The sequence below is a fragment of the Telluria sp. LT2P34 genome, from assembly GCF_059685915.1.
In genome coordinates, this window is record NZ_JCASIN010000002.1 from 294207 (window position 1) to 319410 (window position 25204).

18 protein-coding genes are annotated in these 25204 nt (G+C 63.6%); 14 read left to right on the plus strand and 4 right to left on the minus strand.

The window, feature by feature from the left end; all coding sequences use genetic code 11:
- The first annotated feature begins 249 nt into the window (after window positions 1-249).
- The 5 genes from AC56KZ_RS07220 to AC56KZ_RS07240 all read left to right on the plus strand — a co-directional run bounded on the left by AC56KZ_RS07220 (window position 250) and on the right by AC56KZ_RS07240 (window position 8500).
- The gene (locus AC56KZ_RS07220) at window positions 250-3366 is read left to right on the plus strand and encodes an Rne/Rng family ribonuclease (RefSeq protein WP_497161477.1); all 3117 of its coding nucleotides are present in this window, start codon (window positions 250-252) and stop codon (window positions 3364-3366) included.
- A 74-nt stretch (window positions 3367-3440) separates the two neighbouring features.
- Window positions 3441-4781 (plus strand): chromate efflux transporter, encoded by a 1341-nt coding sequence (gene chrA, locus AC56KZ_RS07225; RefSeq protein ID WP_497161478.1) that lies wholly within the window; start codon window positions 3441-3443, stop codon window positions 4779-4781.
- Window positions 4774-5892 (plus strand): GTP 3',8-cyclase MoaA, encoded by a 1119-nt coding sequence (gene moaA, locus AC56KZ_RS07230; RefSeq protein WP_497161479.1) that lies wholly within the window; start codon window positions 4774-4776, stop codon window positions 5890-5892. The genes chrA and moaA overlap by 8 nt, the downstream gene beginning before the upstream one ends.
- A 35-nt stretch (window positions 5893-5927) precedes the next feature.
- Window positions 5928-7805: a molybdopterin molybdotransferase MoeA gene (gene moeA, locus AC56KZ_RS07235; protein WP_497161480.1), complete on the plus strand. Its 1878-nt coding sequence runs from the start codon at window positions 5928-5930 to the stop codon at window positions 7803-7805.
- A 158-nt stretch (window positions 7806-7963) separates the two neighbouring features.
- The gene (locus tag AC56KZ_RS07240) at window positions 7964-8500 is read left to right on the plus strand and encodes an REP-associated tyrosine transposase (RefSeq protein ID WP_497161481.1); all 537 of its coding nucleotides are present in this window, start codon (window positions 7964-7966) and stop codon (window positions 8498-8500) included.
- A gap of 60 nt (window positions 8501-8560) precedes the next feature.
- On the opposite strand, the gene AC56KZ_RS07245 is transcribed toward AC56KZ_RS07240, so the two are convergent.
- The 4 genes from AC56KZ_RS07245 to AC56KZ_RS07260 are packed head-to-tail and all read right to left on the minus strand — an operon-like array spanning window position 8561 to window position 13887.
- The gene (locus AC56KZ_RS07245) at window positions 8561-9889 is read right to left on the minus strand and encodes a DNA recombination protein RmuC (RefSeq protein ID WP_497161482.1); all 1329 of its coding nucleotides are present in this window, start codon (window positions 9887-9889) and stop codon (window positions 8561-8563) included.
- Window positions 9889-10278, minus strand: a complete 390-nt coding sequence (locus tag AC56KZ_RS07250) for a group II truncated hemoglobin (protein WP_497161483.1) — start codon at window positions 10276-10278, stop codon at window positions 9889-9891. Before AC56KZ_RS07250 ends, AC56KZ_RS07245 begins: the two co-directional genes overlap by 1 nt.
- A 53-nt stretch (window positions 10279-10331) precedes the next feature.
- Window positions 10332-12863 carry an ABC transporter permease gene (locus AC56KZ_RS07255; protein ID WP_497161484.1) on the minus strand — a complete coding sequence of 844 codons (2532 nt, stop codon included), beginning with the start codon at window positions 12861-12863 and terminating at the stop codon, window positions 10332-10334.
- A 13-nt stretch (window positions 12864-12876) separates the two neighbouring features.
- The gene (locus AC56KZ_RS07260) at window positions 12877-13887 is read right to left on the minus strand and encodes an adenosine deaminase (RefSeq protein WP_497161485.1); all 1011 of its coding nucleotides are present in this window, start codon (window positions 13885-13887) and stop codon (window positions 12877-12879) included.
- A 552-nt stretch (window positions 13888-14439) separates the two neighbouring features.
- Here AC56KZ_RS07260 and AC56KZ_RS07265 point away from each other — a divergent pair.
- From AC56KZ_RS07265 to AC56KZ_RS07305, 9 genes are all read left to right on the plus strand, one after another.
- On the plus strand, window positions 14440-16362 hold the full coding sequence (locus AC56KZ_RS07265; protein ID WP_497161486.1) for a PrkA family serine protein kinase: 1923 nt from the start codon (window positions 14440-14442) through the stop codon (window positions 16360-16362).
- A gap of 135 nt (window positions 16363-16497) precedes the next feature.
- On the plus strand, window positions 16498-17769 hold the full coding sequence (locus tag AC56KZ_RS07270; protein ID WP_497161487.1) for a YeaH/YhbH family protein: 1272 nt from the start codon (window positions 16498-16500) through the stop codon (window positions 17767-17769).
- Between the two features lie 12 nt (window positions 17770-17781).
- Window positions 17782-19314: a SpoVR family protein gene (locus AC56KZ_RS07275; RefSeq protein ID WP_497161488.1), complete on the plus strand. Its 1533-nt coding sequence runs from the start codon at window positions 17782-17784 to the stop codon at window positions 19312-19314.
- 605 nt (window positions 19315-19919) lie between these two features.
- Window positions 19920-20591 (plus strand): energy transducer TonB, encoded by a 672-nt coding sequence (locus AC56KZ_RS07280; protein ID WP_497162120.1) that lies wholly within the window; start codon window positions 19920-19922, stop codon window positions 20589-20591.
- 82 nt (window positions 20592-20673) lie between these two features.
- Window positions 20674-21621 carry a MotA/TolQ/ExbB proton channel family protein gene (locus AC56KZ_RS07285; protein ID WP_497161489.1) on the plus strand — a complete coding sequence of 316 codons (948 nt, stop codon included), beginning with the start codon at window positions 20674-20676 and terminating at the stop codon, window positions 21619-21621.
- A gap of 3 nt (window positions 21622-21624) precedes the next feature.
- Complete coding sequence (locus AC56KZ_RS07290; protein ID WP_497161490.1) at window positions 21625-22053, plus strand: ExbD/TolR family protein; 429 nt, start codon at window positions 21625-21627, stop codon at window positions 22051-22053.
- 90 nt (window positions 22054-22143) lie between these two features.
- Window positions 22144-22575: an ExbD/TolR family protein gene (locus AC56KZ_RS07295; protein WP_497161491.1), complete on the plus strand. Its 432-nt coding sequence runs from the start codon at window positions 22144-22146 to the stop codon at window positions 22573-22575.
- A 68-nt stretch (window positions 22576-22643) separates the two neighbouring features.
- Window positions 22644-23873, plus strand: coding sequence for a tetratricopeptide repeat protein (locus tag AC56KZ_RS07300; protein ID WP_497161492.1), 1230 nt, complete (start codon window positions 22644-22646; stop codon window positions 23871-23873).
- A gap of 226 nt (window positions 23874-24099) precedes the next feature.
- Window positions 24100-25128 carry a bifunctional riboflavin kinase/FAD synthetase gene (locus AC56KZ_RS07305; protein WP_497161493.1) on the plus strand — a complete coding sequence of 343 codons (1029 nt, stop codon included), beginning with the start codon at window positions 24100-24102 and terminating at the stop codon, window positions 25126-25128.
- Window positions 25129-25204: the final 76 nt, after the last annotated feature.

Below are 25204 nucleotides of genomic sequence, written 5' to 3' on the forward strand. Positions count from 1 at the left end.
GTTTGGCTGGTAGTTGCGCGCATCGCCTTGACCGTGTAGTGCCGCTCGGGATGAGCGGCCCAGGTGCGGCGTGCCCTCGGCATGACGATCGATCCCATTTGCGCCCTGTTGCGGCAGCGATGCCATGCGTCGCCGTGCCGTACGCCCGGGCATACCCCCCCTCCAGCTCTCCCCTCCCGCGTATGTCCCTGTACTTTGGCCGCCCTGACAAGGCGGCCTGGCACGGCCCCCGGGTCGCGGAGTTATAAAATGAAACGTATGTTGTTTAACGCTACGCAGCAAGAAGAGTTGCGCGTAGCAATCGTCGATGGTCAGAAACTGATCGACATCGATATCGAAACGGCTGGACGCGAACAGCGCAAGTCGAATATCTACAAGGGTGTCATCACCCGCATCGAACCCTCCCTCGAAGCCTGCTTCGTCAGCTACGGCGAAGACCGCCACGGTTTCCTCCCCTTCAAAGAAGTTGCCCGCACGTATTTCCGTGAAGGCGTCGACGTACGCAATGCTTCCATCAAGGAAGCGCTGCGCGAAGGCCAGGAAATCATGGTGCAGGTCGAAAAGGAAGAACGCGGCAACAAGGGCGCTGCCCTGACCTCGTTCATTTCGCTGGCCGGCCGCTACCTGGTCTTGATGCCGAACAATCCGCGCGGCGGCGGCGTGTCGCGCCGGGTCGAAGGCGAAGAACGCCAGGAACTGCGCGAGACGATGGACAAGCTGGACCTGCCGCAAGGCATGTCGGTGATTGCCCGCACCGCCGGCATCGGCCGCAATGTCGAAGAACTGCAGTGGGACCTGAACTACCTGATGCAACTCTGGCGCGCGATCGAAGGCGCCGGCAAGTCCGCTTCGGGCGCCTTCCTGATCTATCAGGAAAGCTCGCTCGTGATCCGCGCGATCCGCGATTACTTCCAGCCCGACATCGGTGAAGTCCTGATCGACACCGACGAGATCTTCGACCAGGCCCAGCAGTTCATGAGCCACGTGATGCCCGACATGGCGCACCGCGTGAAGCGCTACAGCGACGACGTGCCGCTGTTCTCGCGTTTCCAGATCGAACACCAGATCGAGACCGCCTACGCGCGCACCGTGCCGCTGCCATCGGGCGGCGCGATCGTCATCGACCACACCGAAGCGCTCGTTTCCATCGACGTCAACTCGGCCCGCGCCACGCGCGGCTCGGACATCGAGACCACCGCCTTCAACACGAATTGCGAAGCGGCCGACGAAGTGGCCCGCCAGCTGCGCCTGCGCGACCTCGGCGGCCTGATCGTCATCGACTTCATCGACATGGAAGTGGCGAAGAACCAGCGCGAGGTGGAAACCCGCCTGAAGGACGCCCTGCACCACGACCGCGCCCGCGTGCAAATGGGCAAGATTTCCCGCTTCGGCCTGATGGAACTGTCGCGCCAGCGCCTGCGTCCGTCGCTGTCGGAAGGCTCGCACGTGACCTGCCCGCGCTGCTCGGGCACCGGCCACATCCGCGACACCGAATCGTCGGCCCTGCAAGTCCTGCGCATCATCCAGGAAGAGGCGATGAAGGAAAACTCGGCCACGATCCACGTGCAGGTGCCGGTCGACGTCGCCGCCTTCCTGCTGAATGAAAAACGTGGCGAAGTCCTGAAAATCGAGAACCGCCACCGTATCAGCGTGATCCTGGTGCCGAACAAGCACCTCGACACCCCGCACTACAAGCTCGAGCGTATCAAGCACGACGATCCGCGCCTCGAAGAAGCGGCGTCGAGCTACACGCTGGCCGAGTCCGCCGAAACCGACATGGCCTACAGCAAGCGCCAGAAGGAAGAAGCCAAGCCGCGCCAGGAAGCCATGGTCAAGACGATCACCCCGGCCCAGCCGGCGCCGATGGTCGACCGCAGCGAAGCGGCGAAGCCGGCCAAGGCCGTCGAACCAGCCCCGGCCCAGGTGACGTTCAGCCCGGAGCCAGCCCCGCTTGGTTTCATCGCCAGGCTCAAGGCCTTCTTCTTCGGCGCACCGGAACCGGTCGTCGTGGCCCCGGCCGTTGCCGAACCGGTCAAGCCGGCCGCTGCCGGCGCAGAGCGCGGCGAGCGCAATGCCCGTGGCCCGCGTGCCCGTAGCGGACGAAATGAGGGCCGCAACGAGGGCCGTGGCGGCAAGCCTGAACGTAGCCGCGAAGAGCGCGATGCGGCCAAGGCCGGCGTCGACGAGGCCGTCAAAGGCGCCGAGCTCGAGGCCAAGCCGGCACGTCCGCCGCGTCCGCCGCGCGAGCCGCGTCCGCCGCGCGACGCCGCCGAGGCAACGACCGCCGCGCCACGTGGCGAGCGTCCGGAGCGCGCCGAGCGCACTCCGCGTCCTCCGCGCGAACGTAGCGAGCGCACCCAGCCGGTCGAGGCGCGAACCGAAGCCAGGCTTGACGCGAACGCGGAAGGCAAGGCGGAAGATTTCGCCGCGATCCACGCGGTCCCAGCGCCGGCAACCGAAGCGGAACTGTCGACCACCTCCCCGCATGGCGACCAGCTGGAGAACGCGGTCAAGGCCGTGATCACCCAGGGCGTGACGGGCGAAGAAATGGAAGGCGAAGGCGACGAGCCGCGCCGCCGCCGCCGCCGCGGTGGCCGTAACCGCAACCGCCGCGACCGCGACGGCAGCGAAGGCACCGAGTCCGCCGAGCATGGCGAACACGAAGGCACGCCGGCCTTCATGCCGGTGGCCGACGAGGAAGCAGCAAAAGTGCAGGCCGCCGCCGCTGCCGAGAGGCCAGCGCGCAAGCCGCGTGGCGAAGGCAGGCAGCAGGCCGTAAAACAAGCGCCATGGCCCTTCCCGACCGCCGCATCGATCGCAGCAGCGCAAGCCAAGGCTGCGGCGCCAGTTGTGGCGGCCGTGACCGAGGCGCCAGTTGCTGCGTCGGCCCCTGTTGCCCCATCAGCTGCTCCGGCGGCGCCGGTCCAGGCGCCAGGCGAACAGGCCTGGGCCTTCCCGACCGCCGCCTCGATGGCTGCCTCGGCTGCCGCAAGCCAGCCGCAGCCAGCCGCCGCGCCTGAACAGGCAGCGCCGGCGCCGGTCGACATGGCGCCAGTGCAGGCTGCTCCGGCGCCTGTCGAAGCTCCGGCAGCGCTTGTTGCCCCGCCAGCAGTGGCACCGGCTCCAGCCCCAGCGCCTGAGCCAGTCGCGGTCCAGCCTGCGGCGCCCGCCGTGGCCGCTCCTGCGGACCTGAGCGAAGTGCTCGGCGCCGCCGGCCTGACCCTGGCCGCGACTGATCCGGAAAAGCTGCGCGCAGCCCAGGAGGCCGCCGCCCAGGCAGCAGCCCCGATCCGCGTCGGCCGTGCCCGCAAGCCGGTAACGAAGCCGGCCGACGAGCCGCTGATCCAGGTCGACACCCGCCAGTAAGCCTGTGATCGATCCATAGAAAAGGGAAGCCTGCGTGCTTCCCTTTTTTTCGCCTGCTCATTTTTTAATCATCCATGAACCATCAACCAGCGCCACCCCGAGTCAGCCGCCGCGAAGCCTTCCTGTATTGGCTCAAGCTCGGTTTCATCAGCTTCGGCGGCCCGGCCGGGCAGATCGCGCTGATGCACACCGAACTGGTCGAGCGGCGGCGCTGGATTTCCGAAGGCCGTTTCCTGCATGCGCTGAACTACTGCATGCTGCTGCCCGGACCGGAAGCGACGCAGCTGGCGGTCTATATCGGCTGGCTGATGCACCGCACCTGGGGCGGCATTGTTGCCGGCCTGCTGTTCATCCTGCCCTCGCTGGCGATATTGATCGGCCTGGCCTGGATCTACCTCGCCTTCGGCCACCTGGCGCCGGTGGTGGGCATCCTGAACGGCATTAAACCCGCGGTGGTGGCCATCGTACTGGCCGCGGCCTGGCGCATCGGCAGCCGCACCCTCAGAAATGGCGTGCTGATCGGCATCGCGCTGGCGGCCTTTATCGCGATTGCCGTGTTCGAGATTGCCTTCCCGCTCATCGTGCTGGGCGCGGCCTGCGCCGGCGTCATCGGCGGGCACCTGCGTCCGCAGGCTTTCCAGCCGGCAGGCGCTCATGGCGTCCAGCACGGGGCGCCTGCGACGGCGCGACCGCGCGCGCTGATCGACGACGACACGCCGACGCCGGAACACGCACGCTTTTCCGTGCGGCGCCTGGGCGCGGTCGTGCTGCTCGGCGCCGGGCTGATGCTGCTGGTCTGGCTGTCTCTTGCCCTGTGGCGCGGCGCGGGCGGCACCTATGCGCAGATGGGCTGGTTCTTTACCAAGGCGGCCCTGCTGACCTTCGGCGGCGCCTATGCCGTGCTGCCCTACGTCGTGCAGGGCGCGGTCGAGCACTACGGCTGGCTGAGCGCGGCCCAGATGATCGACGGCCTGGCGCTCGGCGAAACCACGCCGGGCCCCTTGATCATGATCGTCGCCTTCGTCGGTTTCGTCGGCGGCTGGACGCAGGCGCTGTTCGGACCGGATGCACTGCCGCTGGCGGGCATCGCCGGCGCCCTGGTCGCGGCGCTGTTTACCTTCGTGCCCTCCTTCATCTTCATCCTCGCCGGCGGGCCGCTGGTGGAATCGACCCGCGGCAACCTGCGCCTGACCAGCCCGCTCACGGCGATCTCGGCGGCCGTGGTCGGCGTCATCGCCAGCCTGGCCTTGTACTTCGGGCGCGAAGTGTTTTTCGCCGGCGGCACGATCCAGGTCGCGTCGATCCTGCTGGGCGCCGCCGCCGCCGTCGCCCTGCTGCGCTACCGCGTCGGCACCATCACTTTGCTGATGGCCTGTGCGCTCGCTGGCCTCGTGCTATCGTACTGGCATGGCTGAAAACATCATCATGCTGCACGACCTGCGCACACCAGCGCTCGCCGTGCCGGCATCACCCGAAGCGCCCGTCGGCTATCTTGCCGATGCCCTCGCGCGTCCCCTGCACGACCTGCGGATTTCCGTCACCGACCGCTGCAACTTCCGCTGCGTGTATTGCATGCCGAAGGAAGTGTTCGGCAAGGATTACCCCTACCTGCCCCACAGCGACCTGCTCTCGTTCGAGGAAATCACGCGCGTGGCGCGGCTGTTCGTTGCCCACGGCGTCGAAAAAATCCGCCTGACCGGCGGCGAGCCGCTGCTGCGCAAGAACCTCGAACAGCTGGTGGCGATGCTGCGCTCCCTGCCGACGCCGTCCGGCCGCCCGCTCGACCTCACCCTCACGACCAACGGTTCGCTGCTGGCGCGCAAGGCGCGGGCTTTGAAAGACGCCGGCCTGGACCGCGTCACGGTCTCGCTCGACGCCCTCGACGACGCCGTCTTCAAGCGCATGAACGACGTCGACTTCCGGGTCGCCGACGTGCTGGCCGGGATCGACGCCGCGCATGCAGTCGGGCTGGGGCCGGTCAAGGTCAACATGGTCGTCAAGCGCGGCAGCAACGACGACCAGATCGTGCCGATGGCGCGCCACTTCAAGGGCTCGCCGACGATCCTGCGCTTCATCGAATACATGGACGTGGGCGCCTCGAACGGCTGGAACATGGATGAAGTCGTGCCCTCGAGCGAAGTGGTGCGCCGCATCGACGCCGAGCTGCCGCTCGCCGCGCAGGCCGCCAACTACATCGGGGAAACGGCGGCGCGCTGGCGTTATCACGACGGCAGCGGCGAAGTCGGCGTCATCTCGAGCGTGACCGGGGCCTTTTGCAAGGACTGCAGCCGGATGCGCCTGTCGACCGAAGGCAAGCTGTACACCTGCCTGTTCGCCACCCGCGGCCACGACCTGCGCGCCCTGCTGCGCGGCGGGCGTGACGACCTCGAGATCGGCGCGGCCATCGCACGGCTGTGGCAGGGGCGCAGCGACCGCTATTCCGAAACCCGCACGGTCAATACCATCGACACCAGCGGCATCGAGCGCGGCGCACGCAAGGTCGAAATGTCCTATATAGGTGGCTAAATTCGCGGTGGCTAAATTCGTGGCGGCTAAACAATATGAATAAACACGCATCGATCAGCGGGCTGATTCTCGCCGGCGGACGCGGCACGCGCATGGGCCAGGTGGACAAGGGCCTGCAGCCCTTCCGCGGCAAGACCATGGCCGCGCACGTGCTCGAGCGCCTGGCGCCGCAAGTAGCCAGCGTGGCGATCAACGCCAACCAGAACCTGGATGTGTATGGCGCCATGGGGGTGCCGGTATGGCCGGACGACCTGCCCGGTTTTGCCGGCCCCCTGGCCGGCATGGAAGCGGGCATGCGCCGCTGCGACACCCCTTACCTGCTGACAGCACCCTGCGACTCGCCCTTCCTGCCGCCCGACCTGGCCGAACGCCTGCTGGCCGCGCTGGTCGAATCGGATGCCGACCTTGCTTTTGCGGCGACGCAGGAGCCTGGCCAGCGCCCGCAGCCGCATCCGGTGTTTTGCCTGGTGAAAGCGGCGCTGCTGCCGGTGCTGTCGAACTACCTGGCCGAAGGGGGCCGGCGCATGGACGGCTGGTACAAGGACCTGAAGGTGGTCGAGGTGCCCTTCGAGGACGCCGACGCCTTCCGCAACATCAATACCCTGGAGGAGCTGCGCGGGTTTGAGAAGGGCGGCGTGCGTCGCCTGGATGAGGTGACGAGCTGCCTGTCCGGCTACGATCCGGACGCGCTGCCCGTTAAACAGGCCCAGCACATCATCCGCGAATTCGTGCAGCCGGTCGGCGCCATCGAGCAGGTCGCACTGCGCGCCGCGCTCGGACGGGTGCTGGCGCGCGATATCGTCTCCCCGATCAACGTGCCGGCCCACGACAACTCGGCGATGGACGGCTATGCGCTGCGCGGCGCCGACCTGCCCGCCCAGGGCGAAGCGCGCTTGACCGTGGTCGCTACCGTGTATGCGGGACGGCCCTCGAACGTGGTGCCGGGACCCGGCGAATGCGTGCGCATCATGACCGGCGGCGTCATGCCGGAAGGCTGCGACAGCGTGGTGCCGCAGGAATTCCTGGCGCAGGAGGGCGAACACGAGGTCGTGCTGCGCGCCGGGACGATCGCGCCCGGCGACAACCGGCGCTTCGCCGGCGAAGACCTGCAGCTCGGTAGCGCCGCGCTGCGTGCCGGGAAGATCATCCGCCCGGCCGACCTCGGCCTGGTCGCCTCGCTCGGCATCGCCGAAGTGCCGGTACGGCGCCGGCTGCGGGTCGCGTTCTTTTCCACCGGCGACGAATTGCGTTCGATCGGCGAGCCGCTGCCCGAGGGCGCCGTCTACGACAGCAACCGCTACACCATCTACGGCATGCTGCAGCGCCTTGGCTGCGACATCATCGACATGGGCATCGTGCGCGACGACCCGGTAGCGCTCGAAGAGGCGTTGCGCAGCGCCTGCGAGAACGCGGACGCGATCGTCACCTCGGGCGGCGTATCTGTCGGCGCCGCCGATTACACCAAGCAGATCATGGCGCGCCTGGGCGACGTGACGTTCTGGAAGATCGGCATGCGGCCCGGCCGGCCGCTCGCCTTTGGCCGCATCGCCTCCAACGGGCACAGCGCATTCCTGTTCGGGCTGCCGGGCAATCCGGTGGCGGTGATGGTCTCCTTCTACTTCTTCGCCCGCGAAGCCCTGCTGCGCATGATGGGCGCCGACGCCCCGCTGCCGCTGCTGCGCGCGCGCTCCGAAGCGCCGATCCGCAAGAAGCCCGGCCGCACCGAATACCAGCGCGGCCTCCTCACCCATGGCCCCGACGGTGCGCCGCAAGTGCGCATCACCGGCTCCCAGGGCTCCGGCATCCTGCGCTCGATGTCGGAGGCAAACTGCATGGTGGTGCTGCATGATGAGCAGGGCAGCGTCGGGGCGGGGGATCTGGTGGATGTGCTGATGTTCGAGGGCTTGGTGTAAACCAAAAAATCCATCGAAGGGACGTAGGGTGCGCGGCTCCGCCGCTCACGCGTTCAATCGGCCTATGCTTATCCGCAACAAGGTTACTGGTTTGACTCGCATCAAGACTTGAATCCGCACGATTCATACACCCGGGACTGGCCAATTACGATGGCCCGATGTCCCGCTATCGCCGCCCAATCGCCGGTTCAACCTTTTTCTTCACCCTCGTCGCCTGGCGTCGCCGTCCCATTCTCTGCGATGACATGATTCGCAGCGCGCTTCGCGATGCCATCCAAACGGTGCGTGCACGGCGCCCGTTCACCATCGACGCCTGGGTCCAGCTGCCCGACCATCTCCACTGCATCTGGACCCTGCCGCAAGACGATACCGATTTTTCCCGGCGCTGGTCCGAGATCAAGCACAGCGTGTCGTATGCATGCAGTGGCAAGTACGACGGACCTGGACTGTCACTTAGCATGACAAGACGGCGTTTATCGACGATCTGGCAGCCACGCTTCTGGGAACACCAGATTCGGGATGAGCACGACTTCAGCAGGCATGCCGATTACATTCACATCAATCCGGTGCGGCATCGGCTAGTTGGGCATGCTTCGCTTTGGCCGTATTCGAGCTTTGGCCGGTATGTGCGCGATGGGATTTATCCGAAAGATTGGTGCGGGCAGGTTGGTATGGAGGAGTTGTCGTGGGAGTGAAGGTGGGCGCGCCAATGATCGGCCGATGGTTGAACGCGTGAGCGGGAGGACCCGCCCACCCTACTCGTCCTTGTCGATCTCGGTGCCCAGCATCAGCTGAGCGGCTTCGCTCGGCAGCGCCTCCACGGATTTCAGCTTGCGCGCCATCTGGCGGCTGCGCACTTCGGCGTTTTCGATGTTCTTGGCGGCCTTTTCCAGGGTCGCCTTGGTGGCGGCGAGGACGTCGCCGAACTTGCCGAACTCGGTTTTTACGGCGCCCAGCACTTGCCAGACTTCGGACGAGCGTTTTTCCAGCGCCAGCGTCCGAAAGCCCATTTGCAGGCTGTTCAGGAGCGCCGACAGCGTCGACGGGCCGGCGATCGAGACGCGCATCGTACGCTGCAGGTCGTCGGCCAGGCCGGGGCGGCGCATGACTTCGGCGTACAGGCCTTCGGTCGGCAGGAACAGGATCGCAAAGTCGGTGGTCTGCGGCGGCGAGACGTATTTTTCGCAGATGGTTTTTGCCTCGATGCGCACTGCACGCTCCAGTTCCCCGCCGTGCCTGGCCACTGCCTCGGCATCGGCGCGGTCCTGGGCTTCGACCAGGCGTTCGTACTGCTCCTTCGGAAACTTGGCATCGATCGGCAGCCACAGCGGCGGGCCGCCTTCGGTGGTGCCGGGCAGCTTGATCGCAAACTCGACGCGCGCATTCGTGCCCGCCACGGTCTCGACGTTCTTCGCGTACTGGTCCACGGTCAGCACTTGCTCGAGCAGCATTTCGAGCTGCACTTCGCCCCAGGTGCCGCGCGTTTTCACATTGGTCAGCACCCGTTTCAGGTCGCCCACGCCGATCGCCAGCTGCTGCATCTCGCCCAGGCCCTGGTGCACCTTTTCCAGGCGCTCGGAGACGTGGCGGAAGGATTCGGTGAGGCGGGTTTCGAGCGTCGTGTGCAGCTTTTCGTCGACCGTCTGGCGCATCTCTTCCAGGCGTTTCGCGTTGTCGACCTGCAGGTCGCGGATCTTGTGCTCGAGCGTGGCGCGCACTTCCAGCATGCGCTGGGCGTTCGATTCGGTGAGGTTGGCCAGCGTCTGCTGCAGCGTGTCGGCGAAGCGCTTGAGCGAACGCGCCTGCTCCTCGCGCCCGCCGGCGGCGTGCAGCTGCATCTGCTGGCGCATGGTCTCGAGCTGCTGCAGCATGGCGCCCTGGTGCTGCCCCATGTGGCCGGCCAGTTCCTGGCGCGTCGCCTGGGCGCTGTGCTGAAGCTCCTGGCGCAGCTCGCGCTCGACGCGTTCGAAGGCGAGGGCCTGGCCGGATGCCTCGCCGCCGCGCGGACGCAGGAGCAGCAGGATCTGGAGCGCAATCACGACCACCAGGGCTGCGATGAGTACCACGAATTCGATGGTGGTCATTAATCAGCCTTGTTGCGCATCCAGTCGGCCGTTTCATAAAACGACTGCATCAGCCGCAGGCGCAGCGCGTCGTCCATGCCGATGTCTTCCATCGCAAGCGCCATCGCGCGCAGCCACTGGTCGCGTTCCTTGGTGCCGATGGCGAACGGCAGGTGGCGCGCGCGCAGGCGCGGGTGGCCGTAGCGTTCCACAAAGAGGTCGGGTCCGCCCATCCAGCCCGACAGGAACATGAACAGCTTGTCGCGCGAGCCGTCGTTGGGTGTCGGGTGGAGGGCGTGGATGCCGGCGAATTCCGACTCCAGCTGCATCAGGTCGTAGAAGCGGTCGACCAGTTCGCGCAGGCGCGCTTCGCCGCCGATGATTTCGTACAGGGTTTGGTTCTCGGACATCCCAGCATCATAACGTAAGGGGTGCGGGCCGTGGAAGCCCGCACCTGCCCGCTTCAGGCTTCGCGCAGCGTTTGCAAGGGCGGCTGGCGCAGCACCCCGCGCAGCCCCAGCCAGCCGCCGATCAGCGCGCACGCGGCGCCGACCACGATCCCGGCCAGCCAGACCCCCGGCTCGAAGGTCCACGGGAACTTGAACTGGTAAGTCGCCAGCGCCCAGCCGAGAGCTGCGGCGCCGCTCGCGGCCAGCAAGCCGGCCAGCCCGCCGACCAGCACGAACTCGATGCGCTGCGCCTGCGCCAGCTGCTTTTTGGTGGCGCCGAGCGCGCGCAGCAGGCCGGCTTCGCGGGTGCGCTCGGACTGCGAGCCCATCAGGGCGGCATACAGCACCAGCACGCCCGAGGCCAGCGTGAACAGGAACAGGAATTCGACCGCCACCACCACCTGGTCGACCACTTCCTGCACCTGGCGGATGATGCCGCTGACGTCGATCAGGGTCAGGTTCGGGTAAGCGCGCACCAGCTCGTTGCCGAGGCCCGCGCCCTGCTGCGGCAGGTGGAAGGCCGTCATGTAGGTCGCGGGCGCGGTCGCCATCGCCGCGGGATTGATGATGACGAAGAAGTTGGCGCGCATCGAGCCCCATTCGAGCTTGCGCAGGCTGGTGATTTTTGCGTCGACCACCACGCCGGCCATGTCGAAGCGCATCACGTCGCCCAGCTTCAGGCCCAGCGTCTTGGCGATGCCCTGCTCGACCGAGGCCTCGGAGACGCCCGGCGCATCCTTGAACCAGGCGCCGCCCACGATCTCGTTGCCTTCCGGGGCATCGATCATCGTCGACAGGTTGAATTCGCGGTTGGCGAGGCCGCGCGCCCGGTCCTCGGTGTAGGTCGTGGCCGTGACCGGCTTGCCATTGACGGCAGTGAGCCTGCCGCGGATCATCGGGAACAGTACGGGCTTGTCGACGCCGGCGCCGGCCATGCGCCGCGCGACGTCGTCCTTCTGGTCGGGCAGCACGTTGATCACGAAGCGGTTCGGGGCATTTTCGGGCGTGGCCTGTTGCCAGGCCGCGACCAGGTCGCCGCGCACCACGGTCAGCAGCAGCAGGGCCATCAGGCCCAGCGCCAGCGAGACCACCTGCACGATGGTGGCGCCGGGCCGGCGCTGCAGCGAGGTGACGGCGAAGCGCCAGCCCTGATGGGTGGACAGGCCGCGCAGGCGGCGCAGTAGTTTCAGCCCGAGCCAGGCCACCAGCGCGAACACGGCAAAACCACCGAGGAAGCCGCCGGCAGTGGTCAGTGCCAGCTTCGGATCGCCCGCCTGCCACAGCAGGAGCAGCACGAAGACGCCGACGCCGAGGCCATACGTGGCCAGCGCCATCGGCTGCGGGGCCGCCTGTTCGCGCCGGATCACGCGGTTGTGCGGCACATTGCGCAACTGAAGAACGGGCGGCAGCGCAAAGCCGACCAGCAGCAGCATGCCGGTGGCGATGCCCTGCAGCGCCGGCAGCGGCGACACCGGCGGCAGGTCGGCCGGCAACAGGCTGCCGATCAGCTCGAGCAGCACGAAGTGGGCGGCAAAGCCCACTGCCACGCCGATGATGCTGCCCACCAGGCCGACCAGTGCGAATTCGATCAGGTACATGGCGCCAACGCCGTTTTGCGTCATGCCGAGGCAGCGCAGCATGGCGCAGGCGTCGAGGTGGCGCTGCATGAAGCGGCGCGCCGCCATGGCTACCGCCACCGCCGCCAGCATCGCCGACAGCAGGCCGACCAGGGACAGGAACTGGTCGGCGCGCTGCAGCGTGGCCTCCATTTCGGGACGGCCGTTTTCGAGCGACTCGATGCGCACGCCCTTGACGTTATCTTGCGCGATACGCTCGCGCACCCAGCGCCCATAGTCGAACACGGCCTGCATGTCGTTGGCGTTCGGCGCCGCCACCTGCATGCGATAGGTCACGCGTGCGAAATTGTCGACCAGGCCGGTGGACGGCAGGTCGCCAAGGGCCAGCATCACGCGCGGCGAAAAGTTGGCGAAGGAGGCGCCGCGATCCGGCTCGGCGGCGATCAATTGCGCGATCGTGAAGCGGCGCTCGCCCAGTTGCAGCGTGTCGCCGATGTTTACTCCCAGCCCGGTCAGCACGTTGGGATCGACCCAGACCGTTCCGGGGGATGGCACCGCGCGGGTGGCGCTGCCGCGCGCTTCGCTCGCTTGCGCCGGGTCCTGCGTGATGCGCAATCCACCGCGCAGCGGATACCCGGGCGAGACCGCCTTGATCGAGCCCAGCTGGGCCTGCGAATCGTCGCCCTCGCCGCTTTGCGCCATGCTCGGGAAGGTGACGGTATCGGCCAGCAGCAGGCCGCGCCGCTGCGCTTCCAGGCGCCAGCTCGGCGGGACCGGATTGTCGGCATTGACCAGCAAATCGGCGCCCAGCAACTGGTTGGCGTCGCGCGCCAGGCCGGCGCGCATGCGGTCGATGAAGAAGCCGACCGACGACAGGGCCGACACGGCCACGATCAGCGCGACGAGCAGGAAGCGCAATTCGCCGGCGCGCCAGTCGCGCGCGGTCATGCGGAGGGACTGTTTGAACATAGGGGTCAAGGATTCAATGGAGTGTGGCGAAGAAGGCGTCGACTTCCGCCAGGAAGGCGCGCTTTTTTTCCGGGTCGATGAAGGCGGCCTCGAAGCTGTTGCGCGCCAGCTGGCGCGCATGCGTGGCGTCGAGCGGCAGCGATTCGAAAGCGGCGACGAAATTGTCATTCATGTAGCCGCCAAAATAAGCCGGGTCGTCCGAGTTGATGGTGGCGGCCAGGCCCTTGTCGAGCAGGGTGCGCAGATTGTGCGAGCCCATCGCATCGAAAACGCGCAGCTTGATGTTCGACAGCGGGCAGACGGTGAGCGCCATCCGCTCGCGCACCAGGCGTTCGACCAGGGCCGGACTCTCCAGGCAGCGCACGCCGTGGTCGATGCGCTCGACCTTGAGCACGTCGAGCGCGCTCTCGATATAGGCGGGCGGCCCCTCCTCGCCCGCATGCGCCACCAGGCGCAGGCCGAGCTGGCGGGCGCGCTCGAAGACACGCGCGAATTTTTCCGGCGGGTGGCCCACTTCGGACGAGTCGAGGCCGACGCCGATGAACTTGTCGCGATGGGGCAGCGATTCTTCCAGCGTAGCCAATGCCTCGTCCTCGGACAGGTGGCGCAAGAAACACATGATCAGCGCGGCGCTGATCGGCGCGTCCTGGCAGGCGCGCCAGATGCCGCCGACGACGGTTGCAAAGGGCACGCCGCGCGCGGTATGGGTTTGCGGATCGAAGAAGATTTCGGCATGGCGCACGTTGTCGGCAGCGGCCCGTGCCAGGTAGGCGGCCGTCATGTCGTAGAAGTCCTGCTCGGTCAGCAGCACGCTGGCGCCGGCGTAATAGATGTCGAGGAAAGACTGCAAATCGCTGAAGGCGTAGGCCTGACGCAACATTTCGACCGACGAATGGGCCAGCGTGACACCGTTCCTTTGCGCCAACGCAAAGATCAGCTCCGGCTCGAGCGAGCCCTCGATATGGATGTGCAATTCCGCTTTCGGCATCTGTTCGATGGTGTGGCGCAGCTGCGCATTGAGCATGGTGGACTCCGTCTGGGCGGTTTGGCAGGGATAAGCTGGCAAGTGTACCGCATGCCCAAGCCGCCCTGTTTTCATTGGAAAATTCCGGAAAAAACAGCCGATGTGTGTGCGCCGCCGGCGTGGCGGATCATGCACACTGCATGTGGAGTTTTCGCCAACGCGGCAGTAAAATTCTCGCCAGGAGGCTTCCTGAAACGGTCCGTAATGTTGAGTTCGGTTACCGTAAGAACCTTGCTGTGTTTTAAGATTTTTCGTAGAAGAATCATGGACTTAAGGCTCGCTTAGCGACACACCTGTTACCGCTTTACTTCGAGAACCAATAGGCACATAATAAATTTCAGATATACAAGAAGACCCTCCATCCAATGGGAATCCAGCGCTGCTCTGCACTGGACAGAACAAGAACAATTCGCCTTAGCCGACGCGCATTCGCGGCGCTACCAGGGCGACCCGTCAAACATGGGACTTACGCCAAGCTAAACCGGGCTTGGGAGTCGGCTGCGCCCGGCTGTCGTGACAGTGAACGTTGTTAGCAAACTAAAGGACATGCACATGACCATTTTTGACAACTACGCAGCCCGCTACGAGCGTACCCGTGAAGAAGAATTTTCCCTGTCCGAATACCTTGCCCTGTGCAAGAAGGACCCGCTGACCTATGCCAGCGCGCCGGAACGCATGCTGGCGGCGATCGGCGAACCCAAGCTCGTCGATACCCGGCTCGATTCGCGCCTGTCGCGCATTTTCGCCAACAAGGTCATCAAGATCTACCCCGCCTTCCGCGAGTTCTACGGCATGGAAGAAGTTATCGAGCAAGTAGTCTCCTACTTCCGCCACGCCGCCCAGGGCCTGGAAGAGCGCAAGCAGATCCTTTACCTGCTGGGGCCGGTCGGCGGCGGCAAATCGTCGATCGCGGAGAAACTCAAGCATCTGATGGAACAGGTGCCCTTCTATGCGATCAAGGGTTCGCCCGTGAACGAGTCGCCGCTGGGGCTGTTCAACGAAGAAGAAGACGGCGTCATCCTCGAGGAAGACTACGGCATTCCGCGGCGCTACCTGCGCTCGATCCCGAGCCCGTGGGCGGTCAAGCGCCTGCACGAATTCGGCGGCGACATCAACAAGTTCCGCGTCGTCAAGCGCTACCCGTCGATCCTGAAACAGGTCGCCATCTCGAAAACCGAGCCGGGCGACGAGAACAACCAGGACATTTCTTCCCTGGTCGGCAAGGTCGATATCCGCAAGCTCGAGGATTACTCGCAGGACGATCCGGACGCCTACAGCTATTCCGGCGGCCTGTGCCTGGCGAACCAGGGCCTGATGGAATTCGTCGAGATGTTCAAGGCGCCGATCAAGGTGCTGCATCCGCTGCTGACGGCCACCCAGGAAGGCAATTACAAGGGCACCGAGGGCTTCGGGGCGATTCCTTTCGAGGGTGTCATCCTGGCGCACTCGAACGAATCGGAGTGGAAGACCTTCCGGAATAACCGCAACAACGAAGCTTTCCTCGACCGCATCTATATCGTGAAAGTGCCGTATTGCCTGCGCATCTCCGATGAAATCAAGATTTACGACAAGCTGGTTCGCAATTCCTCGCTCGAAAAAGCGCCCTGCGCGCCCGGCACGCTGCGCATGATGGCGCAGTTCGCGATCCTGTCGCGCCTGAAAGACCCGGAAAATTCCAGCATCTACTCGAAGATGCTGGTCTACGATGGCGAAAATCTGAAGGACACCGATCCGAAGGCCAAGTCGCTGCACGAATACGTCGACTACGCCGGCGTCGACGAAGGCATGAACGGGCTGTCGACGCGCTTCGCCTTCAAGATCCTGTCGAAAGTCTTCAACTTCGATAACACCGAAGTGGCGGCCAATCCGGTGCACCTGCTGTATGTGCTGGAGCAGCAGATCGAGCGCGAGCAGTTCCCGCCCGAGCTCGAGCAGCGCTACCACTCGTATATCAAGGAGCACCTGGCGCAGCGCTATGTTGATTTCATCGGCAAGGAAATCCAGACCGCTTACCTGGAAAGTTATTCCGAATATGGTCAGAACATTTTCGATCGCTATGTGACCTTTGCCGATTTCTGGATCCAGGACCAGGAATTCCGCGATCCGGATACCGGCGAAAGTTTCGACCGCGAGTCACTCAACGCCGAGCTGGAAAAGATCGAAAAACCGGCCGGGATTTCGAACCCGAAGGATTTCCGCAACGAGATCGTCAACTTCGGCCTGCGTGCACGTGCAACGAATGGCGGCAAGAATCCGGCCTGGACCAGCTACGAGAAGTTCCGCACCGTTATCGAGAAGAAAATGTTCTCGAATACAGAGGAATTGTTGCCGGTGATTTCGTTCAATGCCAAGGCCAGTGCCGAGGATGCGACGAAGCACGCCGACTTCGTCAACCGCATGGTGGAAAAGGGGTATACCGCCAAGCAGGTGCGCCTGCTGTGCGAGTGGTACCTGCGTGTGCGAAAGTCCTCGTAGAAAGGGTCAAATTTAGTTCCCGGAATTTTTGACCGCCCTGCCAGCCGTGCGCACCCCGCGCATGCACACTGCGTATTAAGATAGGGGGACCGGCGTCGCTGCCGGTCCGCCGCGGGTTTTACCAGGAGGCATGTTTTGACTTACCTCATCGACCGACGCTTGCAGGGCAAGAACAAGTCCGCCATCAACCGCGAACGCTTCCTGCGCCGCTACAAGGCGCAGATCAAGGATGCGGTCGGCCGCGCGATCAAGGGCCGCTCGATTACCGACGTCGAGAACGGCGAAAAAGTCTCGATCCCGGTCAAGGACGTCAGCGAGCCGCATTTCGGCCACGCCCATGGCGGCGTCTGGGAGACCATCAATCCCGGCAATACCGAATACCAGAAAGGCGACCAGTTCAACCGTCCGCGCAGCGGCGGCGGCGGGTCCGGGCGGGGGCGCGCCGGCAACAGCGACCAGACGGTCGAAGACGACTTCATTTTCGAGCTGTCGCGCGAAGAATTCATGAACTATTTCTTCGAAGACCTCGAGCTGCCGAACATGATCAAGACCCAACTGTCGCAGACGGTCGATTTCAAAACCCAGCGCGCCGGCTATAACGTATCGGGTACGCCCTCGAACATCCACGTGCTGCGTTCGCTGCGCGGCGCCCTCGGACGGCGCATCGCCGTTGGCGGTCCCAGCCGGCGCAAGCTGCTTGACGTCCAGCAAGAGCTGCAGGACCTGTTCGACGCCGAGGTGCCCGAAGACGATCCGCGCGTGGTCGAACTGCGGCGCCAGGTCCATCATCTGCGCACCCGCATCAACGCCATTCCCTTCATCGACCCTTTCGACCTGCGCTACAGCAACCGGATCAAGGTGCCGAAACCGAGCACCCAGGCCGTGATGTTCTGCATCATGGACGTCTCCGGTTCGATGGACGAAACGCGCAAGGACACCGCCAAGCGCTTCTTCATCCTGCTCTACCTCTTCCTCAAGCGTGTCTACGAGCGCATCGACGTCGTCTTCATCCGCCACCACACGGCGGCAGCCGAAGTCGACGAGGACGAATTTTTCCATTCGCGCGAATCGGGCGGCACCGTGGTGTCCTCGGCCTTGCACCTGCTGCAAAAAGTCATCGGCGAGCGTTATTCGAACGCCGACTGGAACGCCTACGTCGCCCAGGCCTCCGACGGCGACAACTGGGACAACGACTCGGTGCTGTGCAAGCAGTTGCTCAACAACGGCATCATGCCGAAAGTCCAGTACTACACCTATGTCGAAATCACCGACGGCCCGCCGCAGAACCTGTGGGAGCAATACACCGAGGTCGCGGCGCACCACAGCAACTTCGCCATGCAGAAAATCGTGACGCCGGCCGATATCTATCCGGTCTTCCGCGAGCTGTTCAAGAAGCAGCCCAAGTAAGCGAGGAACGCGATGCCAGACGACCACATCATCCCAAATCCGCGCGCATTGCCCGAACAGTCGGAGTGGACCTTCGACCTGATCGAGCACGCGCACGAGGAAATCCGCCGCGTGGCCAGGAATTTCGGCCTCGACACCTACCCCAACCAGCTCGAAATCATCACCGCCGAGCAGATGATGGACGCGTACACCTCGGTCGGCATGCCGGTGTCGTACAACCACTGGTCTTTCGGCAAGCACTTCCTGTCGACCGAAAAGAGCTACAAGCGCGGCCAGATGGGCCTGGCCTACGAGATCGTGATCAATTCCGATCCCTGCATCGCCTACCTGATGGAAGAAAACAGCCTGACCATGCAGGCGCTCGTCATCGCCCATGCCGCCTACGGCCACAACTCCTTCTTCAAGGGCAATTATCTGTTCCGGACCTGGACCGACGCCGAAGCGATCGTCGACTACATGGTGTTTGCCAAGAACTACATCGCCGAGTGCGAGCAGCGCTATGGCATCGATGCCGTCGAAGACCTGCTCGACTCCTGCCATGCGATCCAGAACTACGGTGTCGACCGCTACAAGCGCCCGGCCAAGCTGTCGGTGGCGCAGGAAGCGGCGCGCCTGAAGGAACGCGAGGAATATGCGCAGTCCCAGGTGAACGCACTCTGGCGCACCCTGCCGCGGCGCGAGGAAGAAGAGCGCAATACGCCGCCGCCGCGCTTCCCGCTCGAACCCGAGGAAAACCTGCTGTACTTCATCGAAAAATACGCGCCGCTGCTCGAACCCTGGCAGCGCGAACTGGTGCGCATTACGCGCAAGATCTCACAGTACTTTTATCCGCAGCGCCAGACGCAAGTCATGAACGAAGGCTGGGCCACCTTCTGGCACTACACGATTTTGCAGCAACTGCATAAGGAAGGAATCGTTGGCGACGGGTTCATGCTCGAATTCCTGCAAAGTCATACGAACGTCGTCTACCAGCCGGCCGCGACCAGCCCGTATTACAGCGGCATCAATCCCTATGCCCTCGGCTTTGCCATGATGAGCGACATTCGCCGCATCTGCGAAGCGCCCACCGACGAAGACCGCGCCTGGTTTCCCGACATCGCCGGCAGCGACTGGAAAAAAACTCTCGATTTCGCGATGCGCAACTTCAAGGACGAAAGCTTCATCGCCCAGTACCTGTCGCCCAAGCTGATCCGCGATTTCCACTTCTTCGCCGTCCTCGACGACGACCGCAGCGACAAGCTGACGATCTCGGCCATCCATGACGAAGCCGGTTACCGCTACGTGCGCCAGCAGCTCGCCGAGCAGTACAACATCGGCAACCGCGAGCCGAATATCCAGGTCTGGCAAGTCAACACCCGCGACGACCGCGCCCTCACACTGCGCCATACCCAGTTCCAGCGCCGTCCCCTGAATACCCAGGCGCACGAGGTGCTCAAGCATGTCGCCCGCCTGTGGGGCTTCGACGTGCGCCTCGAAACTATCGACGCCGCCGGACACGTAGTCAGCTTCCTCGACTGCCGCCGCGAGAAGCGGCACCACCGCTGACGCAGGCCGCGTTCGGGCCCGGTGCCCACGCGGGCAGCCGTAGGGTGGGCACCCGTGCCCGCGCGGAACGATGAACATTGTTGGCGCCCAATGCGTCTGCAAGTCGCCGTTCCACGCCTTACAGCCTCCCTCCCCGCTGACCCATATCAAGTCTTTGTCGTTACATCACCTCCCGGCATACCTCGCGCCCCGCTTTCCCTCCGCTTCTGTTCGCTGCCGAACGCTCATCTTCACCAAAACTGGCTATAGTTTGCGAAAAGCCGTGCATTGCACTATATGATATTTGCCTCATAGCAAATTAGGCATGCAATGTTCGGCGAAACCGACAATGTCACCTCATGTTCTACAGTGTGCAAGTAACGAGCGGAAATGTTGTAATTTTAGTTAGCTTTGTCCTGCGCTTTTTTGCACAGCGGGAGTGCGTCCGGATGAGCTACAACGCCTGTTTTTACAGGCATTTACGCCCGTTTTGACGGCTCAAAAATACCTGTGCAAAAAAGAATTCGTAGGTATAATTCGCCGATGTCCCGGATGCGGCCTTGTCTTTTCGTCGTGTTTTGTGGGTTTAGTAGCTACAAAAAGAGTTGGTATTGGAGAAAGCAGGCATGAATTTTTCACATGAGAAGGAACCGGGGAAGAATATCACTGGTATCACCATTGTGGTCCTGTTGCACGTCCTGGTCGGCTGGGGGATCATCAATGGTCTCGGTACAAAGGTGATCACGAAGGTGCAGGAAGCAGTGGAAACGAAGTTGATTGAAGAAGTGAAGCCGCCGCCGCCGCCGGACACTCCTCCACCGCCGCCACCGCCGGAAATGAAGGCTCCGCCGCCTCCATTCATCCCGCCGGTCGAGGTGCAGGTGCAGCAGCCGCCGCCGCCGCAAAACGTCATCCAGGCCGCGACCAGCACGCCGCCACCGACGACCAGCCTGGCTCCTCCGGCACCGCCGGCGCCACCGGCCCCACCGGCGCCGGCAGCACCGCCAGCAGGTCCGACCCGTGTAGCGGCAGTAGCAGACTTCAGCACCTGCGCGACACCGGAATACCCGAAGTCCTCGCAACGTAACGAAGAAGAAGGCACTACGACAATTTCGTTCCTGATCGGCGTCGATGGCCGGATGGTCGATTCCAAGATCCAGAAATCGAGTGGATCGCGCGACCTGGACCGCGCAGCGCAAGCTGCAATCGGCAAATGCCGCTTTAAACCGGCAATGAACAACGGCCAGCCTGAACAGGCATGGACCGCAGTACAGTACGTCTGGACACTGCCGCAATAACCGAGACATAAGACCGTCTCACAACTTGATTTTCGTTGTCTTTAGATCAGCGAACTGTCTATTTTTATATTTTGGAGGAAGCATGTTTAAGAATACCCGTTTGTCCGCTGTCCTGGCGGCAGTCCTGTTCTCGGTTACGGCGGCATCGGCCCTGGTCTCGGCACCAGCCTTCGCTGACGCACCGGCAACAACCGCTCCGGCCGCCGGCGCACCGGCAGACGCAGCAGCCGCTCCGGCTGTTGACGCAGCCGCTCCAGCAGCTGACGCAGCAGCGCCAGCCGCAGAAGGCGCCGCTCCAGCCGCCGCTGCCGGTACGCAAGAAGAAGTTCCAAACCCATACGGCTTCGAAGCCATGTGGCACGAAGGCGACTTCGTCAACAAGGGCACCATCATCATCCTGTCGCTGATGTCCATGGGTTCGTGGTACATCATCATCACGAAACTGATCGACCAGTCGAAGATCATGCGCCAGTCGAAAGAAACCCAGCAGAAGTTCTGGAAAGCCAACTCGATCGCTGCCGGTTCGGCAACGCTGAAAGAAGGTTCGCCATTCCGCTTCATCGCTGAAACCGGCACCAAGGCAACCCAGCACCACGACGGCGCCCTGCTCGAGCAGATCGACCTGTCGACCTGGGTGACGATGCAGATCCAGCGCGCAGTGGACCGTGTCCAGTCGCGTCTGCAAGACGGCCTGTCGTTCCTGGCAACCGTCGGTTCGACCTCGCCGTTTATCGGTCTGTTCGGTACCGTCTGGGGCATCTACAACGCACTGACCGCCATCGGCATGTCGGGTAACGCATCGATCGACAAAGTCGCAGGCCCAGTGGGTGAAGCACTGATCATGACCGCCTTCGGTCTGTTCGTTGCAGTTCCTGCCGTCCTGGGTTACAACTGGCTGGTGCGTCGTAACAAGTCGGCCATGGAAGATGTCCGCTCGTTCAGCGCCGACGTTCACTCGGTCCTGATTTCGGGTGCGATGAACACGTCGGAAGCTGCACGCGCTGCCGGCACGGCTAAAAAGATTGGATAAATCATGTCAATGAGTGTCGGCTCCGATAGCGGAGATGATGATGCCGTGATGTCAGAGATCAACACGACGCCGCTTGTCGACATCATGTTGGTTCTTCTGATCATCTTCCTGATCACCAGCCCGGTGGTCCTGCAGCTGCAAAAAGTGAATCTGCCGGCGGAAACGAACCAGGTCACCAAGCCTTCGCCGGAAGACATCAACATCACCGTCAATAAAGACGGAGAAATGTTCTGGAACCAGCGACGCATCGCGAATACGGACGAGCTGTTCAAGTTCTTCGCGGAGCAGTCGGTGAAAGTGCCGCAGCCTGCAGTGAAAGTACGTGGCGACCAGGCCACCCGTTACGAGTCAATCGGTCGGGTGATCTACACGGCACAACGTGCTGGTGTGCAAAAGGTCGGTTTCTTGATCGAACCACCTGACAAGAACTGATTACCTGAAAAGGTAACAGTAGTCCTTGTCCGCAGTGCCGGGCTCACGCCTGGCACTGCACTGCACCCCAGTTACCAGAAAGGAAACACCATGAGTATGAATGTAGGTTCAGGCTCCGCCAAGGAAGCCGATCCGGAACCGATGATGGAAATGAACATGACACCCTTGATCGACGTTCTGTTGGTCTTGATTATCATGTTGATTATCACGATTCCAAAGCAAGACCACTCGGTCAATCTGAACATGCCGGTCGGTACCCCACCGCCGAAAACTGAAGAGCCGCGTGTCCACACGGTCGATGTCGACTTCGACGGAACCATTATGTGGGATAGTGTGCCGGTTCCTGACCGTGCAACGCTGGAAGCGAAGATGAACGAGGTCGCTGCCCAGCCGAACCAGCCGGAAGTGCACCTCCGTCCGAACAAGCTGGTCGAGTACAAAGTCGTTGCCGGCGTGATGGCAACCGCACAGCGTCTCGGCGTGACGAAAATCGGCATGGTCGGTAACGAGCAGTTCCAGTAATCGCAACAGGTTTGAACAACACGGCAGGGTTTCCCTGCCGTGTCCATTTTCAAAGAGGATTTTCTACGATGATCAAATTCCGACTCGCCCACCTCGGCCTCGCAATGGCCGCCCTCGGCTTCACCGCAGCAGCTCCGATCATTGGCCTGGCCCCTGTGCACGCGCAGAACGTGAGCGCCCAGGTCGGCAAGCCGCTCCAGGCAGCCCAGGCATTGATGAAACAGGGTAAGCACCGCGATGCCCTGGCAAAACTGCGCGAAGCGGATAACGTCTCTGGCAAGTCGGCACACGAAAGCTACCTGATCGAGCGCGTGCGCGCCGCGGCAGCTTCGTCGGCCGGTGATTACGGCACCGCCGCCAACTCCTTCGAAAAACTGATCGCTTCGGGCAAGCTGTCGGCCAGCGAACGCAACGATTTTTCGAAAGGCCTGATCGGCATCTACATGCGCGGCGGCGAGCTGGGCAAGGCGAATGAAGCCATCCAGCGCCAGCTCAAGAACGGCGACGATCCGACCCTGCGCGCTTACCTGCTGCAGAACTATTACAAACAAGGCAACATCACTGCCCTGGAATCCGAGCTGCGCAACGCCGAGAAGTCGGGTCGCATGTCGGAAGACATGCTCGGCATGCTGGCCAATATCCAGCTCAAGAAGAACGACAAGGCCGGCTACGTCAACACCATCGAAAAGCTGGCGGCCAACTACCCGAAAGCCCAGTACTGGAACGACCTGCTCAACCGCGTGCAGAGCAAGCCCGGCTTCTCGAGCGGCCGCCTGTCGGTCGATGTCTACCGCCTGAAGCTGGCCAACGGCCTGCTGAAAAAGCCGAGCGAGTACATGGAAATGGCCCAGCTCGTCATGCAGGGCAAGGCTCCGGCCGAAGCCCTGAAGGTGATCGACAAGGGCTACAAGGCAGGCGCCCTGGGCACCGGTCCGGACGCCGAGCGTCACGGCCGCCTGAAAGCCCTGGCCGAGAAGAACCTGGCCGAGCAGAACAAGAACATGGCTGCCCTCGAAGCCGAATACCGGGCCGCCAAGGACAACGATATGCTCGTCGCCCTTGGTTACAGCATGGTCCAGTCGGGCCAGGCTGACCGCGGCCTGAAGCTGATGGAGGCCTCGATCAAGGCCGGCGGCCTGCGCTACCCGGACGAAGCCAAGCTGCGCCTCGGTGAAGCCTATGCCGCAGCCGGCAAGAAGTCGCAAGCGATCAGCACCCTGCGCGGCGTCAGCGGCAAGGAAGGCACTGCCGACCTGGCGCGCTACTGGATCATGGCGATCAACAAGCCACTGGCCTGATAAAGCGCCTTGGCAGTGCATGGAAACGCCACCTGTTCGCAGGTGGCGTTTTTTTTTGCCGGTTCCCAAGTAGCGATCCGCAATGGATACGTGCGTTGAGCCCGCAGGCGGCAGATGGGCAGCAGGCCATTGCAACAAGTCTTTACCGTATAATCAAGGTTTCGCCCCGAGGCATCGTCGTCCACGCGCTGCGTGGCCTGACCCGCCGGGCATTCTGGAACCACCAATGAAGGTATTTCGCGGACTTCCCAACGATGCGGCGCGCGCTCCCTGCGCGCTCACGATCGGCAATTTCGACGGTGTCCATCGTGGACACCAGGCCTTGCTGGCGCGCGTCCGGGCGGCAGCCGACCAGCTCGGCCTGGAAGCCGCCGTGATGACGTTCGAACCGCATCCGCGCGAATACTTTGCCCAGCGTAGCGGCGACCTCGCGCGCGCGCCGGCGCGCATCGCCAACCTGCGCGACAAGCTGGGCGACCTGTCCGATGCCGGCATCGACCGCGTCATCGTCGAACATTTCAACGAACATTTTGCGGCGATTACGCCCCAGGACTTCATCGAGCGCGTGCTGGTGGACGGCCTGCACGTGAAATGGCTGATGGTTGGTGACGACTTCTGCTTCGGCGCCAAGCGCGCGGGCAATATCGCCATGCTCGAAGAAGCGGGCCGGCTCCACGGCTTCCAAGTCGAAACCCTGCCGACCGTGCGCGAAGGCGACCAGCGCATCTCCTCCTCGGCGGTGCGCGCGACGCTCGCCGCCGGCGACCTGGACGCCACCGGCGCCCTGCTCGGCCACCCCTACGTCATTTCCGGCCACGTAATCCACGGCCAGAAACTCGGCCGCACGCTCGGCTTTCCGACCCTGAACCTGCGCGTCATGCATCGCCCCGCCCTGCAGGGCATTTTCGTGGTGCAGGTGCACGGCCTGGCCGACGCGCCACTGCCGGCCGTCGCCAGCCTCGGGGTGCGCCCGACCGTGGAAGACGCCGGCCGCATGCTGCTCGAAGTGCACGTGTTCGACTACGACCGCCCCTGCTACGGCAAACTGGTGCGCGTCGAATTCCTGGAAAAGCTGCGCGACGAAGAAAAATATGTCGACCTCGATACCTTGACCGCCGCAATCCACGGCGACGTGCAGAAAACCCGCGCCTGGTTCGCCCGCCGCGATGGTGAGCGCGATGGCGATCGTGACCGGGCCGCCCTGGCCGTTCGATACCGGTCGCCGCCACCACGGCAAGCCGCGCCGCCGCACTGACCGCCCTTGACCGAATTTGACGCAGGACCGAGCAACGTCTCCTGCGCCGCTGCACCACCTGCAGCATCCCGAATAT

What these genes read in the sequence shown, in the direction of transcription:
- AC56KZ_RS07220 (WP_497161477.1), top strand. Translation starts at nt 250, where the DNA reads ATGAAACGTATGTTGTTTAACGCTACGCAGCAAGAAGAGTTGCGCGTA.
- chrA (WP_497161478.1), top strand. Translation starts at nt 3,441, where the DNA reads ATGAACCATCAACCAGCGCCACCCCGAGTCAGCCGCCGCGAAGCCTTC.
- moaA (WP_497161479.1), top strand. Translation starts at nt 4,774, where the DNA reads ATGGCTGAAAACATCATCATGCTGCACGACCTGCGCACACCAGCGCTC.
- moeA (WP_497161480.1), top strand. Translation starts at nt 5,928, where the DNA reads ATGAATAAACACGCATCGATCAGCGGGCTGATTCTCGCCGGCGGACGC.
- AC56KZ_RS07240 (WP_497161481.1), top strand. Translation starts at nt 7,964, where the DNA reads ATGTCCCGCTATCGCCGCCCAATCGCCGGTTCAACCTTTTTCTTCACC.
- AC56KZ_RS07245 (WP_497161482.1), bottom strand. Translation starts at nt 9,889, where the DNA reads ATGACCACCATCGAATTCGTGGTACTCATCGCAGCCCTGGTGGTCGTG.
- AC56KZ_RS07250 (WP_497161483.1), bottom strand. Translation starts at nt 10,278, where the DNA reads ATGTCCGAGAACCAAACCCTGTACGAAATCATCGGCGGCGAAGCGCGC.
- AC56KZ_RS07255 (WP_497161484.1), bottom strand. Translation starts at nt 12,863, where the DNA reads ATGTTCAAACAGTCCCTCCGCATGACCGCGCGCGACTGGCGCGCCGGC.
- AC56KZ_RS07260 (WP_497161485.1), bottom strand. Translation starts at nt 13,887, where the DNA reads ATGCTCAATGCGCAGCTGCGCCACACCATCGAACAGATGCCGAAAGCG.
- AC56KZ_RS07265 (WP_497161486.1), top strand. Translation starts at nt 14,440, where the DNA reads ATGACCATTTTTGACAACTACGCAGCCCGCTACGAGCGTACCCGTGAA.
- AC56KZ_RS07275 (WP_497161488.1), top strand. Translation starts at nt 17,782, where the DNA reads ATGCCAGACGACCACATCATCCCAAATCCGCGCGCATTGCCCGAACAG.
- AC56KZ_RS07280 (WP_497162120.1), top strand. Translation starts at nt 19,920, where the DNA reads ATGAATTTTTCACATGAGAAGGAACCGGGGAAGAATATCACTGGTATC.
- AC56KZ_RS07285 (WP_497161489.1), top strand. Translation starts at nt 20,674, where the DNA reads ATGTTTAAGAATACCCGTTTGTCCGCTGTCCTGGCGGCAGTCCTGTTC.
- AC56KZ_RS07290 (WP_497161490.1), top strand. Translation starts at nt 21,625, where the DNA reads ATGTCAATGAGTGTCGGCTCCGATAGCGGAGATGATGATGCCGTGATG.
- AC56KZ_RS07295 (WP_497161491.1), top strand. Translation starts at nt 22,144, where the DNA reads ATGAGTATGAATGTAGGTTCAGGCTCCGCCAAGGAAGCCGATCCGGAA.
- AC56KZ_RS07300 (WP_497161492.1), top strand. Translation starts at nt 22,644, where the DNA reads ATGATCAAATTCCGACTCGCCCACCTCGGCCTCGCAATGGCCGCCCTC.
- AC56KZ_RS07305 (WP_497161493.1), top strand. Translation starts at nt 24,100, where the DNA reads ATGAAGGTATTTCGCGGACTTCCCAACGATGCGGCGCGCGCTCCCTGC.